The 13,959-nt window shown below is 61.6% G+C and carries 10 protein-coding genes; 5 read left to right on the top strand and 5 right to left on the bottom strand.

Features of this window, described 5'->3' with window-relative positions:
* Together XALGPE39_RS15085 and XALGPE39_RS16035 are read left to right on the top strand one after the other, a co-directional pair.
* The coding region (locus XALGPE39_RS15085; protein ID WP_152624948.1) for a trypsin-like serine protease at window positions 1–1,365 on the top strand (1,365 nt) is incomplete at its 5' end.
* Between the two features lie 348 nt (window positions 1,366–1,713).
* Window positions 1,714–1,866, top strand: coding sequence for a hypothetical protein (locus XALGPE39_RS16035; RefSeq protein ID WP_045727057.1), 153 nt, complete (start codon window positions 1,714–1,716; stop codon window positions 1,864–1,866).
* Between the two features lie 178 nt (window positions 1,867–2,044).
* Here the strand turns inward: XALGPE39_RS16035 and XALGPE39_RS03825 are convergent, their stop codons facing one another.
* From XALGPE39_RS03825 to XALGPE39_RS03815, 3 genes are read right to left on the bottom strand one after another with little or no spacing between them, the layout of a single operon-like run.
* Complete coding sequence (locus XALGPE39_RS03825; protein WP_045727056.1) at window positions 2,045–3,403, bottom strand: O-antigen ligase; 1,359 nt, start codon at window positions 3,401–3,403, stop codon at window positions 2,045–2,047.
* Window positions 3,384–4,499, bottom strand: coding sequence for a glycosyltransferase (locus XALGPE39_RS03820; protein ID WP_045728938.1), 1,116 nt, complete (start codon window positions 4,497–4,499; stop codon window positions 3,384–3,386). The genes XALGPE39_RS03825 and XALGPE39_RS03820 overlap by 20 nt, the downstream gene beginning before the upstream one ends.
* An 11-nt stretch (window positions 4,500–4,510) precedes the next feature.
* Window positions 4,511–4,708 carry a zinc-finger domain-containing protein gene (locus XALGPE39_RS03815; RefSeq protein WP_045727055.1) on the bottom strand — a complete coding sequence of 66 codons (198 nt, stop codon included), beginning with the start codon at window positions 4,706–4,708 and terminating at the stop codon, window positions 4,511–4,513.
* Between the two features lie 182 nt (window positions 4,709–4,890).
* On the opposite strand from XALGPE39_RS03815, the gene XALGPE39_RS03810 reads away from it, so the two are divergent.
* Window positions 4,891–5,154, top strand: a complete 264-nt coding sequence (locus tag XALGPE39_RS03810; protein ID WP_255352705.1) for a helix-turn-helix transcriptional regulator — start codon at window positions 4,891–4,893, stop codon at window positions 5,152–5,154.
* A gap of 598 nt (window positions 5,155–5,752) precedes the next feature.
* Here XALGPE39_RS03810 and XALGPE39_RS03805 read toward each other — a convergent pair.
* Together XALGPE39_RS03805 and XALGPE39_RS03800 are read right to left on the bottom strand one after the other, a co-directional pair.
* Window positions 5,753–8,044, bottom strand: a complete 2,292-nt coding sequence (locus tag XALGPE39_RS03805; protein ID WP_045727053.1) for an NADP-dependent malic enzyme — start codon at window positions 8,042–8,044, stop codon at window positions 5,753–5,755.
* Between the two features lie 169 nt (window positions 8,045–8,213).
* Entirely contained in the window at window positions 8,214–9,560 is a 1,347-nt protein-coding gene (locus tag XALGPE39_RS03800) for a dicarboxylate/amino acid:cation symporter (protein ID WP_045728937.1), read from the bottom strand.
* 434 nt (window positions 9,561–9,994) lie between these two features.
* On the opposite strand from XALGPE39_RS03800, the gene XALGPE39_RS03795 reads away from it, so the two are divergent.
* Both XALGPE39_RS03795 and XALGPE39_RS03790 read left to right on the top strand, forming a co-directional pair.
* Window positions 9,995–11,170 carry a porin gene (locus XALGPE39_RS03795; protein ID WP_045727052.1) on the top strand — a complete coding sequence of 392 codons (1,176 nt, stop codon included), beginning with the start codon at window positions 9,995–9,997 and terminating at the stop codon, window positions 11,168–11,170.
* Window positions 11,171–11,297: 127 nt separating this feature from the next.
* Complete coding sequence (locus XALGPE39_RS03790) at window positions 11,298–13,955, top strand: PAS-domain containing protein (protein WP_045727051.1); 2,658 nt, start codon at window positions 11,298–11,300, stop codon at window positions 13,953–13,955.
* The last annotated feature ends 4 nt before the right edge of the window (window positions 13,956–13,959 follow it).

Raw genomic sequence — 13,959 nt, 5'->3', positions numbered from 1 at the left:
TCGGATAGGAGCGTGCTGGCTTCATCCGCTTACGATAGCCGCGAAAGCCTCAAGTTCATAACACGCTCTAGCTATGAAAAGCCATGGCTCGTGGTTGGCAATATTAGCGGATGCACCGCGACGTGGCTTGGAAATTCAGGCGACTGGAGCTATATCCTCACAGCCGCTCATTGCGTTCCCTACACGGCTGAAGAAACTGCGGTCAACAAGACTTTTAAAGATTTAAATGGAAATATTATAGCCTCAGGCTCGGGTATCGCATACGTGCCGCCTCAAAGAATTTCCGTTCCGCGAGGAATGGGTGGGGCGTCGACGGATGTCGCGGTGATAAAACTACCCGTAGTCGGGCAGATACTAGACGCTAATGAAAGACCGGTCGAACGTCCGATCTTGAATGATTATCTCGACGAAGTGGGTCGCGACGTAATCTTCGTTGGATACGGTTCCTGGGGTGTTGGGACTGAGTCTAACGGTGGATATTGGCCGGAAAAAGGAGCAAGACGTCTCTATTCGCGGAGCCGCATTAGCGAGGTATTCGAGAATGACTATGGAATCGATGCCCAATACGACCCGCAGGGGCCGTCGGCATACTGGGCAAGAACGGCTCCGGGCGATAGCGGATCTGCCTGGTGGCAAATTCGCAATGGCAAGCCAGTCATCATCGCAACAACCAATGGCGGCAGCGCCACTAAATCCACTGGCGCGCGAATTTCCAAGTATGCCGATTGGATCAAGTCGATCTATCCCGAGGCACGTTTTTTATCGGAAGAACCGCCTCCTGGATGCATTGTCGATATAGAGACAAGTGAAAAGTTCTGCATGCACCCTGGCGAGGCTAAAGCTTACTCGCTACCGGCATGGATCTACAATAAAAAAGTATATGTGGATGCCGCTCCGGGCACCGCAGTGGTACTCTCTGATTGGGACAATCTTCCCTATGCCAGGAAAGCACGTTTTGTCGGCACCGTAGAAAATAGTGATCTTCGCAATGTCGAGGCAGACAATGGAAGTTATTTAGACTTCTCTAAACCGAAATCGATGATGGTTGTTAGCGATACTACGCCGCTTGGGTGTATCGTCAGCTTGACAAGTAGTGAAAAGTACTGCCTGCCTGCTGGCAAAAGGTCGCACTATTCCTTGCCGGATTGGATTTATCACAGCCAAGTATATGTGGATGCCGCTCCGGGCACCGCAGTGGTACTCTCTGATTGGGACAATCTTTCGTATAATAGAATTGCGAATTTTTCAGGAGTCACCCAGAACTGGGAATTAAAGAGCGTCAAAGCATCTGATAGCAACTATTTGGATTTCTCACAACCTCGCTCCATGCGAGTAATCCAATATTTGGAAAATTCTTCCGAATAGAAATGAAACGAAGATGTGATCGATACCCCATTGTCCTTGACGGTGGGTATCGATCAGCGCGCCCGGGACACCCTTGTGTCCTATCCGGGCGACAACTACTTTGACATGCTCGGGCGAAGCGGCATCAGCGATGTACGCATTCAGCGCGATGAGTTGGTCGCGAGCCCTTGGCGACAACGTAACGGCGCAGGTCATCCCCGCGCAGCCACACGCCGGCCACGTGCCTCCGCAAGCGACGCCCCCCCCCCCGATTTTGAGTAGCACGGCGATCTGGAGTCCAATTCCCCAGAGCAAGGAGATTGGACGTGAAGAAGCGCTTTTCCGAAGAGCAGATCATCGGCTTCCTGCGTGAGGCCGAGGCCGGGCTACCGCCTCAAAGAGTTGGTTGAGCAGTTCGATGCCAAACTGGTCGAGATCAAGGCGCTGTTCAACAACACGCTGGCTCCGGCCAGAGCGACCGAACTGCGTGAAAAAATGCTGCGCGTTGGCCTGCCTATCTGATGCGCTCTTCAATTTGCAGAAAGCGTGAGCCGACGACGATGGAACGCAAGCCGGCCGAGCTAATTGCAAGCTCAGTGGCAACTAATGTGAGCCGATGGCCTCGGCTGGTTGCAGTTAATTTGAGCTGGCCGGTGCACTGATTGCGAGCCCGGCCGCTTTCAAACGCGAGCCGCTACACCTAGGCCGACGCCACCACATCCATCCGATCCCCCGCATCGGGCTCCTTCGCCAAGAGCGCGCCGACGTACAGGCCGACCAGCAGCAGCGCCAACGAACCCCAGAACGACGAATAGAACGCCAAATGGGTGTTGAACGGGAACACCGTGATCAGCAACGCCTGCATCGCCGGCCGCGCACGTTCGCGCGCCGCAGCCGACGCGTAACGCCAAGCCCGCCAGGCCTGCGCAGCGCCGGCCAGCCAGAGCAGCAGACCGATCACACCCGTTTCGCTGAGCACCTCGAGCACGATCTGGTGGGCATGAAGGGCCGGCTCGCGGCCCCACTCGCCAGGCTGGGCAGGAGTCGGGTTGCAAGCGGCATAGGCCTCGCGGAAAGCCCGCACCCCCACCCCGCTCAACGGATGTTGACGGATCATGCACCAGGAAGCCGCCCAGATCTGCGCACGGCCAGTCAATGCCGCATTGAGATCAGCCGGTTGCCCGCTCAACGCGCGCGCGCTGCGCTCGAAGCGGTCATGCACCTGCGGCGACACAAGACCGAGCACGCCGGCCCCCAACACCGCGGCGACACCGAGCGCCAGCAACTTGCGCACACCCAGCAAACGCCAACCCGACAGCACCAGCAGCAGCGCATAGGTGATCCACGACGCACGCGACCCGGCCAACACCAGCACCACCCCCACCGCCGTGGCAGCCAGCAACCACCCCCAGGCACCGCCACGACGCGACGCCCCCCACAGCAGGAACGGCGACACGCTCACCAGAACCTGGCCGAACTTGAGATTGCACGGACCAAACACACCACTGAGACGATCGGCCGCCATGGCTTGCTGCGCCGTACACAGACCATGATGGCTGATCGTCCACTTCAACTGATCCATCGACCAGAACAGCGGACTGGTACCGCACAGCGCCTGCACCAGCGCGTCCAGCGTCCAGATCGCGGCAATCACCCCAAGACCGTTGAAGGTAAAGCGACGCCCGCGCGGCGTCGCCGCCGCCATCGCCACCAACCACAGGAACGGCAGAAAACGCAGATCCACCGCCGACTCGCGCAGCGCCAGCGGCACGTCCACCGCGCCCAGCGCCGACAGCGGCTGCGGTAGCCAATAGGCCAGGAACAACAGCGTAGTCAGCGCCCAGGCCGGCCCGCTCAACAAGCCCGCACCGCCCCCACGGAAGCGGCTATGCAGCAACCGCGCCAAGGTGAGCAGCGCGCCCAGCGCCAGCACACTCGCAGCCAAGCCCGGTGCCGGCCACAGCGCGACGAAGGCCAGCACCCAGACCGGCGCCCAACGCTCCCCAGATTCCGTGGCAGCAGACGTGGACAAGGATCTCTCAGGGCCGCAGTTCGTCATAGATCGCCAGAGTACTGCGCTGCATCGCCTGCAACGTATAGGGAATCGTGGCCGGCAGCGCCGGTGGCGACGTCAGCAATTGGCGCGCGACCGCATGCAGCGCGGCGGCATCGAACGTGGCCACTGCACCGTCAGGCTGCAATTGCGCCAGCAGTTCGCCAACCCCACCGTGCGCCCAACCCAGTACCGGCCGCCCCACCGCCAGCGCCTCGACCACGGTGCGACCGAATGCCTCGGGCTTGCGCGACAATTGCAACACCAGATCGCTGGCGGCATAGGCCTGGGCGATGTGCGCGGTGGGCGCGGTAAACGCGACCGCATCGGCGACGCCCAGCGCGCTCGCCTCGGCCTCCATTTCGCGCACATACGCCTCGCGTCCGGGTTCGCGTGCGCCAGGCAACCACAATCGCACGTCGTCGCCAGCGCCACGCAGCGCCGCCAGCAAACGCAAGGCATCGGCATGGCCCTTCAGCCGTGTGCCACGGCCCGGGAGCAACAGCAACGGACCAGTGTGACCGGCGAGCGCCGGCACCTGCGTCGCGGCCCAGGCACGCGCGCCCGGATCCGGCCAGGGCCGACGCGGAAACTGCACCGGGTCGATACCGCGCGCAATCACCCGCAACCGCGCCGGATCGGTCTGCGGATAGTGCCGCAGCACGTAGCCGCGCACCGTGTCGGACACGCAGATCACTCGCTCGCCACGGGTCATCACCGCGCTGTAGCGGCTGGGCGAATTGAGTCCATGCACGGTGGTGACGAAGCGCGGACGCTGCACCGTCGGCATACCGCGCAGCGCATGCCAGCCAAGCCAGGCCGGCAATCTTGAACGGGCATGCACGATGTCGACGCGCTCGCGCGCGAACAGCCCCCGCAACGCTGGCACATGGCGCAGCGTCAGCAGCGACTTGCGCCCGATGTCCAACGCAAGATGCTCGGCCCCTACAGCGGCCAACGCCGACAACAGCCGCCCACCGGCCGACACCACCAGCGCACGATGCCCAGCGGCGACCAGCGCCTGGGCGATTTCCAGCGTGGAGCGCTCCACGCCACCGGACTCCAGCGCCGGCAGCAATTGCACGACGGTCAGACGGTGCATCGCACCATCGATCAATCGACCAGCACGAAGACCGAACCGCAATACGGACATTTGGCCTGACGGTCGGCCGCGTCCTGGATCGGCAGGTAGACACGCGGATGCGAGTTCCACAGTGCCATTTCAGGGGTCGGACAGCACAGCGGCAGGTCGGCGCGGCGCACCTCGTAGCGCGTCTGGGCATTGGCGGGCGCGGTGGCGGTCTGGCTCATGGCAATGGGGACACATGGGTAGATAAGAGCCAATTCTAGCAGCCCGCCGGGGTGCGGGCGGGTTGCTACAGCGGGCATCACGCCCCTCCGACCCACCCTGCTCGACTAACATGCTTGATGCGGAACGACGGCAACACTATGCTGGCAATACGCGGCGCCGATATGCCGCTTCGAGGTGTTCTGTGGATATAGGTGTGCGATTGATGCAGGCGCGGCGAAATGCAGGCTTCACTCTGCGCGAGCTTGCCGCCTTGTTGGGCGTGGCGCATAGCACCCTTGGTCACTGGGAGAACAACCGTTCTGTTCCCAATGCCAGGCATTTGTTGAAGATCGCCGAACTTACCGGCGTTGACGCTTATGTGTTGCTCACTGGCAAGCCCTCCAAGCTGAACCAAAACGACAGCGACAGTCTGCCGTTGCCTGTTGGCAGCAAGCGTCTGGCCTGAGAGGCGTGACGCTTTGATAACGCCGCCACGATGAAGCGTGGCGGCGCAGTTTTTTCGTGTGCATCACAAAATAGCGACCAGCCCAGTGACGCAACATCGGCGCTCGTCAACTACCCAGCACTGGGGAAGTGCGCTCCTGCAGCGCTGACAGCCTCGGCCTGCTCAGCTTAAGCGCAATTTCACAAGTCAAACCCCACGCCTGCGTGCATTGACACCCGTGGCCGCATCTCATCAGGACGCCCCCCCCCCCCGCCATCGCCATCACGCGCTCGGCGCTGCCGATGATCTACCGCCAATAGGCGACGTCCCCCTGGGTCAACAACTGCAACTGCCTTACGGCTTTCTTGAACAGGCACTTGCACTTGGCATTCAGAGGGTGAGTCGCCTCATGCACGGACAATCATTTCGGCTGTCGGTATAGCGCACAAACGAGGATCACTACGTGCCTTTGCCGGCCAGAAAGTGATCCCCCATCTGGCCGATAGTGCGGCCAGTCCAATATAGACGACCAACGCTATCAACCGCCCAATATTCGCCCGCTTACGGACACAAGGAGAAAGCCATGCGATTGACTGGCGAATCTGCCGTTGCAGCGAACTCAACCAGCCTTCTCCGCTTCCATCTGCTTGCGGATCTGCGCATCGACAGCGGCGATCGCGGTCATGTTCATTACCCGGCGCGCGGTGGTGCTGGTGGTGAGAATATGCACCGGCTTGGAAATTCCCATCAGAATCGGCCCGATCGCCACGCCGTCGGTAAAGACACGCACCAGGTTGTAGGCGATATTGGCCGCTTCCAGGTTCGGTAACACGAACAGGTTCGCACGCCCTTTGAGCGTGCTATTGGGCATGATCTGATTGCGTAATGCCTCGTCCCAAGCGGTGTCGCCCTGCATCTCGCCATCGATATTGAGATCAGGCTTGCGCTTGAGCAGCGCCTCACGCACATGACGCATCTTCAGCGCATCGCGCGAGTCGTGGCTGCCGAAGTTGGAGTGCGACAGCAATGCGATGTTTGGCTCGATGCCGAACAACTTCAGCCGATAAGCGGCCTGCAAGGTGGCCTCGACGATCTGTTCCACGCTTGGGTCTTCCTGCACGTGGGTATCCACGAAAAAGAACACGCCCTGCTGGTTGATCAAGCCGGTCATCGCCGAGGTGGAGCTGACTCGCGGTTCGAGCGGAATCACGCTACGCGCATAGCCGAGTTTCTTGTGGAAGCGCCCGACCACGCCGGAGAGCAGCGCATCGGCTTCGCCGCGCGCGACCATCACCGCGGCGATCAGCGTCGGCCGCGAACGCATCAGCTCTTTTGCGGCGGTGACGGTGACGCCACGCCGCTCGGTGAGCGCATGGTAGTACTGCCAGTAGTCGTTGAAGCGCGGGTCGTCATAGATGTTGGTGATCTCGAAATCCACGCCGGCGGTGATCCGCAACCCCATGCGCTGGATGCGCGCTTCGATCACGTCCGGACGCCCGATCAAAATCGGAAACGCCAGACCCTCGTCGATCACGCTCTGCACCGCGCGCAGCACGACTTCCTCTTCGCCTTCGGCGTAGACCACACGCTGCTTGTCGGCACGCGCGCGATCGTACAGCGGCTTCATCATCAGGCTGGTGCGGTAGACGAACTGGCTGAGTTTGTCGCGATAGGCATCCATATCGGCAATCGGGCGCGTGGCCACACCCGAGTCCATCGCCGCCTGCGCCACCGCAGAGGAGAGCTCGACCAGCAGACGCGGGTCCAGCGGCCGTGGAATCAGGTAGTCCGGCCCGAAACTCGGTGTCTCGCCGCCATAGGCCGCGCCGAGATCGGAGGCTTCGCGCCGTGCCATCGCCGCGATCGCCTTGACGCAGGCGATTTTCATCGCCTCATTGATGCCTGTTGCACCGGCGTCGAGCGCACCGCGAAACAGGTAAGGGAAGCACAGCACATTGTTGATTTGGTTCGGATAGTCCGAACGGCCGGTACCGATAATGGCATCCGGACGCACGGCTTTGGCCGCTTCCGGTGTGATTTCCGGATTGGGGTTGGCGAGGGCGAAGATCACCGGCTGCGGCGCCATCGTCGCCACCATTTCCGGCGTGAGGATGCCCGCCGCCGACAAGCCGAGAAAAATATCCGCGCCTTCGACGATTTCCGCCAGGGTGCGTTTGTCGGTATCGCGCGCGTAGCGCGCCTTGTCCGGGTCCAGATCGGTGCGGCCGGTGTGGATCACGCCATCGCGATCCAGCGCCAGGATATTTTCCGGCTTCAAACCGAGCGACACCAGCATATTGACGCAGGAGATGCCCGCCGCGCCCATGCCGGTAGTGGCAAGTTTGATGTCCTCGATGTTCTTTCCGGTTACCACCAGTGCATTGAGCACCGCCGCACCGACAATGATCGCGGTGCCATGCTGATCGTCGTGAAACACCGGGATATTCATGCGTTCGCGCAGCTTGCGCTCAACGATGAAACATTCCGGCGCTTTGATGTCTTCCAGGTTGATGCCGCCGAAAGTCGGTTCGAGGCTGGCGATAATATCGACGAGCTTGTCCGGGTCGTTTTCGTTGATCTCGATGTCGAATACATCGATGCCAGCGAACTTCTGGAACAACACGCCCTTGCCTTCCATCACTGGCTTGGATGCCAGCGGCCCGATATTGCCCAGACCCAATACGGCGGTGCCGTTGCTGATGACCGCGACCAGATTGCCGCGCGCGGTCAGCTCGCTGGCCTGCTGCGGATCGGCGACGATGGCTTCGCAGGCAAACGCCACGCCTGGCGAGTAGGCCAAGGACAGGTCGCGCTGGGTCAACATCGGCTTGGTCGCGGCGACCTTGATCTTGCCCGACGGCTCTTGGCGATGATAGTCGAGTGCGGCCTGTTTGAAATCGTCGTTTGACATTGAGGGCTTCTTTCGTCGAAGAGCGCGGAGGAGCGGAATTCTACTCCGAGGATCTGTGCCTGTTCTGTCCATCAGCTGTCGCGACGCGCTTGCGCGCATGGAAAATGCACGATGCCGGCGATGCCCGTGCGTGCGCACGATGGCCTCGCACTCCACGCACCACGACGAGTTACGCGGCCGTCGCGGGCAAGCTGGCGTCGCCCGTGTCCAACGCCAGACGTAGACGGTCGCGATCCAACGCATTCTCCCAACGCGAGACCACCACGGTGGCCACCGCGTTGCCGATGAAGTTGGTCAACGAACGGCACTCGCTCATGAAACGGTCCACACCAAGAATCAGCGCCAGGCCGGCCATCGGCACTTCCGGCACCACAGCGAGAGTCGCCGCCAAGGTGATGAAGCCAGCACCGGTCACGCCCGCCGCGCCCTTTGAGCTGATCATCGCCACCAACAACAAGGTGAGCTGATGACCGAGAGTCAACTCGGTGTTGGTCGCCTGCGCGATGAACAGCGCGGCCAGAGTCATGTAGATATTGGTGCCGTCGAGATTGAACGAATAGCCAGTGGGCACCACCAGACCGACGACCGACTTCTCGCAGCCAGCATGCTCCATCTTTTCCATCAGTGAGGGCAGTGCCGATTCGGAGGAAGACGTACCAAGCACCAACAGCAATTCCGACTTCAGGTAGCGGATCAACTTGAAGATCGAAAACCCGCACAGGTGCGCCACCGTCCCCAGAATCACCAACACGAACAGCAGCGCGGTGATGTAGAACGCGCCGACCAACCAGGCAAGGTTCACCAGCGACTGCACGCCATGCTCGCCGATGGTGTAAGCGATCGCGCCAAATGCACCGATCGGCGCGGCCTTCATCAGCAGATGCACCAGTTTGAACACCGGCGCGACCAAGGCATTGAGCAGGTTCAGCACCGGCTTGCCACGCTCGCCCACCAACGCCAGCGACACACCGAACAACACCGCCACGAACAGCACCTGCAGGATGTTGGGACCAGCCAACTTGCCGTTGATGACCTGGTCGCCGGTAAAGGCACCGATCAGCGAGTTGGGGATGATGTCCATCAAAAAGCCGGTCATGGTCAGTTGGTGCGACTGCTGCACGTAACTGTCGATCTTGCTCTGGTCCAACGTCGCCAGATTGGCATTCATGCCCGCGCCGGGCTGCACCACATGCGCGACGATCATGCCCACCACCAGTGCCAGCGTGGAGAAAAACAGGAAATACACCATCGCCTTGACGAAGACCCGACCCACCGTCTTCAACTGCGTCATCCCGGCGATACCGGTCACGATGGTCAGGAAAATCACCGGGGCGATGATCATCTTCACCAATTTGATGAATGCGTCGGCCAGCGGTTTGAGTTGTACAGCCCAGGCCGGATCGAGATGGCCGAGGACGGCACCGACGACAATGGCGAACAGCACCTGGACATAAGTGTGCCGGTAGAACGGTACGGGCTGCGACCCGCGACCTGCCGCTGGAAAAGGACTGTGCATCTGAACGCGCTCCGGAACGGCCCGACAACCCGACGCGGGTCGCGGAATGCAGCCTTTGTACGCGTCAAGGCGGTAAAAGCAGATAACCCATTGGTCGTAGTCTTCGTTGCGGGCACCTTCGGCGCGTGGGCGCACGCCCAAACGCGCACGGAAGCCGGCGTCCTCGGGAACCAGCATCACCTTCAGAACAGATGCGTCGCGCCACCCTGCACTTTCGCCAGGACGCGGCCCTTAAGTTGAACGATTCACATATTAATTGTGATTTTATCGTTAAAGAATTGTAGCCAGCGACCGCTATTGCCTAGATGTCAGCCGTTATCGAGGACTGCATCCGCCTCGATGACCGTCTTTCATGCGTCGCCGCCCACGTGTCACATCGCGTCCTGACCAGGGGCTGTGGCGCTTCTTTGACCTTAATCGAGACAAATTCCATCATGCGCCACAGCCTCCTTTTCGCCGCACTGGGCCTGACCGCCGCCGCTCCCGCCATCGCCGCCAACGGCTTCGATAACTGGCCGACCAAAGCGACCTTCAACGACGGCACCACGCTGGCTGCGGTCGGCACCTACCAGTACGACTGGAACACCTTCTCCAACGACAACGCTCGCCTGCTGGAGAACAACCACACGTTCCGGCGCAAGGAATTCGGCGTCCATTTGAATAAGGATGGCGTCTACGACGCGATGGTGGGCTTCGACTTCCAGTCCAAGCAGTGGCTGGACGTGTTCTTCGGCCTGGAAACCAAGGCGCTGTTCGGCAACGACTACGGCCACGTGCGCCTGGGCTACATCAAGGTGCTGGGCGGTCTGGAAGCCGTGACCAGCGGTGCCGCGGGCAGCTTCATGGAAGCCGCGCTCCCGGTGCAGGCGATCTATCAAGGCCGCCGCACTGGCGCGGAGTGGACTTTCGAGCAGCCGCAGTACCTGCTGCAAGCTGCCGTGTACGGTGGCAAAGACCTGCAGGGCCACAATCCCGGCACCACCCAGGCTGTGCATGCCGCGTGGACCCCGTTCAAGGCCGAAGGCGATGTGCTGCACCTGGGCGTGGTGTATTCGCAGGAAAATCCGCGCGGCTATCACAACGGTCTGAACGTGAGCTTCAGCCCCAGCGTGCGTCTGCATACACCTCCTGAAGTCGCGCTGACCCCTGTGAGCCTGATCGATTCTGGCATCTTGATCGACGTCGACCAGATCCGCCGCACCGGGCTGGAAGCGCTGTGGATCAAGGGGCCGTTCTCGCTGCAGGGCGAGGCACTGCGCGCCGACGTGAGCCGCACCAACAGCCTTCCCAACTACAGCGCAGACGGCCAGTACGTGTTCGCCAGTTATGTGTTGACCGGCGAATCGCGCCCGTACAACGCCGGCAACGTCGATATGGTCAAACCGGCCAACGCCTATGGCGCCGTGGAAGTGCTGGTGCGCTACAGCCGCCTGGATCTGAACGACGGCAACGTGCTCGGCGGCAACCAACACGATTGGACCTTCGGCGCCAACTGGTACCTGACCAATCATTTCAAGTTCCAGTTGAACTACGTGCGCGCCGATGCCGAACGCGCCGGCATGCAATTCAAGCCGAACTCGGTGGACCTGCGCGCCCAAGTCCAGTTCTGATCCACCCGTCGCGAGTACGGTGGTCCGGGTACATGCCGGACCACCGCGCGATCACGCGTGCGACACGGCGGACACCGCGTCGCACGCCAGCTAAGCTGATGCGGAACTGGCCATCGTCCTTCTCCGCATGTCCTTCTTTTTGCATCACCGCCACCGCATCCTGCTACTGAGCGGCATCGTCGGCGCAATGGCGGTGGTCATGCTGTTGGCACAGCACTTGGCCGAACAGCGTGCGCGACGCAGCGAAGGCCTGCAACTGCGCCAGCAATTGCAGTTGTATGCGCAATCACTGCAACAACGCATCGAGCGCTATCGGACCATACCGCAGATACTGGCGCTGGACCCGGAGTTGCGCAACGCGCTAGAGCGGCCGCTGAGTCCAGCCACGCAGCGACGGCTGAATCTGAAACTGGAACGTGCAAACGCCGTCACCCACTCATCGACGCTGACCCTGATCGATACCAATGGCCTCGCCCTGGCCGCCAGCAACTGGCGCTCTGCCAGCAGCAATGTCGGGAGCGACTATGGCTTCCGGCCCTATGTGAAACAAGCACTGACTCAAGGCAAAGCAGGCTTCTACGGCATCGGCATGACCACCAACGTGCCAGGTTATTTCCTCTCGCAGGCGATCAAAGACGACGCCGGACGAGCACTGGGCGTCATCGTCATCAAGATCGAGCTGGCCGCAATAGAGCGCGAATGGCGGCATTTGTCCGACATCGTCCTGGTCAGCGACCGTCACGACATCGTCTTTCTGTCCAACCGCGATGTCTGGCGCTACCGTCAATTACAGCCGCTCGGTGCCCGCGAACACGACGAACTGCTGGCCACCCGCCAGTACGCCCAGCAGCCGCTACTGTCGATGCAACGGCGCGTACTGGATACGCTGGAAGATGGCGCTCAGGTGATCCGCATCGACGTCCCCGCGCAGCCGGAGCCACTGCTGTGGCAACGCATCGCGCTACCGGAAAACGGATGGCGACTGCATTTACTGCACGACATCAGGGGGCCGCGTGCCGCCGGCCACGCTGCGGCGCTGGCCGCAGGCGGCATCTGGCTCGCATTGGCATTGCTGGGCCTGTTATTCCAACAACACCAGCGCCTGGCGTGGCTGCGTCAACGCAGCCGACATGAACTGGAATCGCTGCTGCAACAGCATGCACAGGAGCTCCACACCGCACAGGACGGCATCGTGCAAGCAGCGCAACAGGCCAACACCGGGCTCAGCCGCAGCTTGGAACATTTACCACAAGGCGTGGTAATCATCGACACGCAACTGCGTCTTGTGGCGTGGAATTCGCGCTACCTGGAAATCTTCCGTTTCCCGCCAGAACTGATCTGCGTCGGTCGTCCGATCGAGGACGTCTTCCGCTACAACGCACGCCGAGGCTTGCTCGGTCCCGGCCCGGTGGAAGCGGCAATTCAACGCCGCCTGGACCACTTACGCAGCGGTCGCCCGCACATGCGCGAGAGCGAGAAAGAAGACGGCACCGTGTTGGAAATTCGTGGCAATCCGCTGCCTGACGGCGGCTTCGTGACCAGCTATGCCGACATCACCAGCTACAAAAACGCCGCGCGCGAACTGCGCTCGTTAGCCAATGCACTGGAAACCCGCGTCGCCGAACGTACCAGCGACCTAGCCGCAGCCAAACGCGAGGCCGAAAACGCCAACCGCTACAAAACCCGCTTCGTCGCTGCGGCCGTCCACGACCTGTTGCAGCCGCTCAACGCCGCACGCATGTTCGTCTCGGCGCTACGCGGCAAGTTGCACGACAGCGACACGCGGCAAATCGCCGACCATGTCGACAACGCACTGGTGGCGCAGGACGCGATCCTCAACAGCTTGCTGGATATCTCGCGACTGGAATCGGGCACGCTGAAGACTCAGGTGCAGGACATCGCACTGGACCCGCTCCTGCGAGCACTGACGCACGAGTTCGGCATTCTCGCCGAGGACCGCGGCCTGCGTCTGAACTACGTGCCAAGCCGGGCCACGGTGCGCAGCGACGCGACGCTGCTGCGACGCATCCTGCAAAACTTCCTATCCAATGCGCTGCGCTACACACCAAATGGATGCGTTCTGCTGGGCTGCCGGCGCGATGGCGCCAACCTGCGCATCGAAGTCCACGATCAGGGCCCTGGCATCCCCGATGCGCTGCAGCAAGAGATCTTCGAAGAGTTCCGCCGGCTCGGCGACGGCGTCGCCCAGGATCGCGGCGCCGGCCTGGGCCTTGCAATCGTGGAGCGCATCGGACGCCTGCTCGGACACCGCATCAGCCTACGCTCGCAGTTGGGGCGTGGCAGCGTGTTCGCTGTCACCGTGCCGCTGGGCGATGCCGCCGCCATGACGCAACCGCAGGCACCGGCTGCAGTGGCCAGCGACAACGGCGACGATCCTATCCTCCACGGCTGCAGGGTCTGGTGTATCGACGACGACCCACGCGTATGCCAAGCCAACAGCGCCTTGCTAACGCGCTGGGCGTGCCGAGTAGAGCTGGCAGCCAACCCGAAGCAAGCGCTGGCCGCAGCGCAGCCGCTACACGCACCGGAGCTAGTGCTACTGGACATCCACATGGACGAACACGATGGACCCAGCCTGTTCGCGCAACTTTGTGCCCGCTGGCAGGCTGAACCGCGCTTGATACTGGTCACTGGCGAAATGGACCCGAGGTTGCGCGCACTCGCCCAGCAGCACGGCTGGGGCTTGCTGGTCAAACCGGTCCGCGCGCCGGCCTTACGTGCCCTGATGACGCAAATGCTGTTGCGACGCGGCCAGAACATCTGATGAC

Source organism: Xanthomonas sp. GPE 39 (assembly GCF_000963005.1).
Classification (GTDB): domain Bacteria; phylum Pseudomonadota; class Gammaproteobacteria; order Xanthomonadales; family Xanthomonadaceae; genus Xanthomonas_A.
This window is presented reverse-complemented; position numbering and strand designations above follow the sequence as displayed.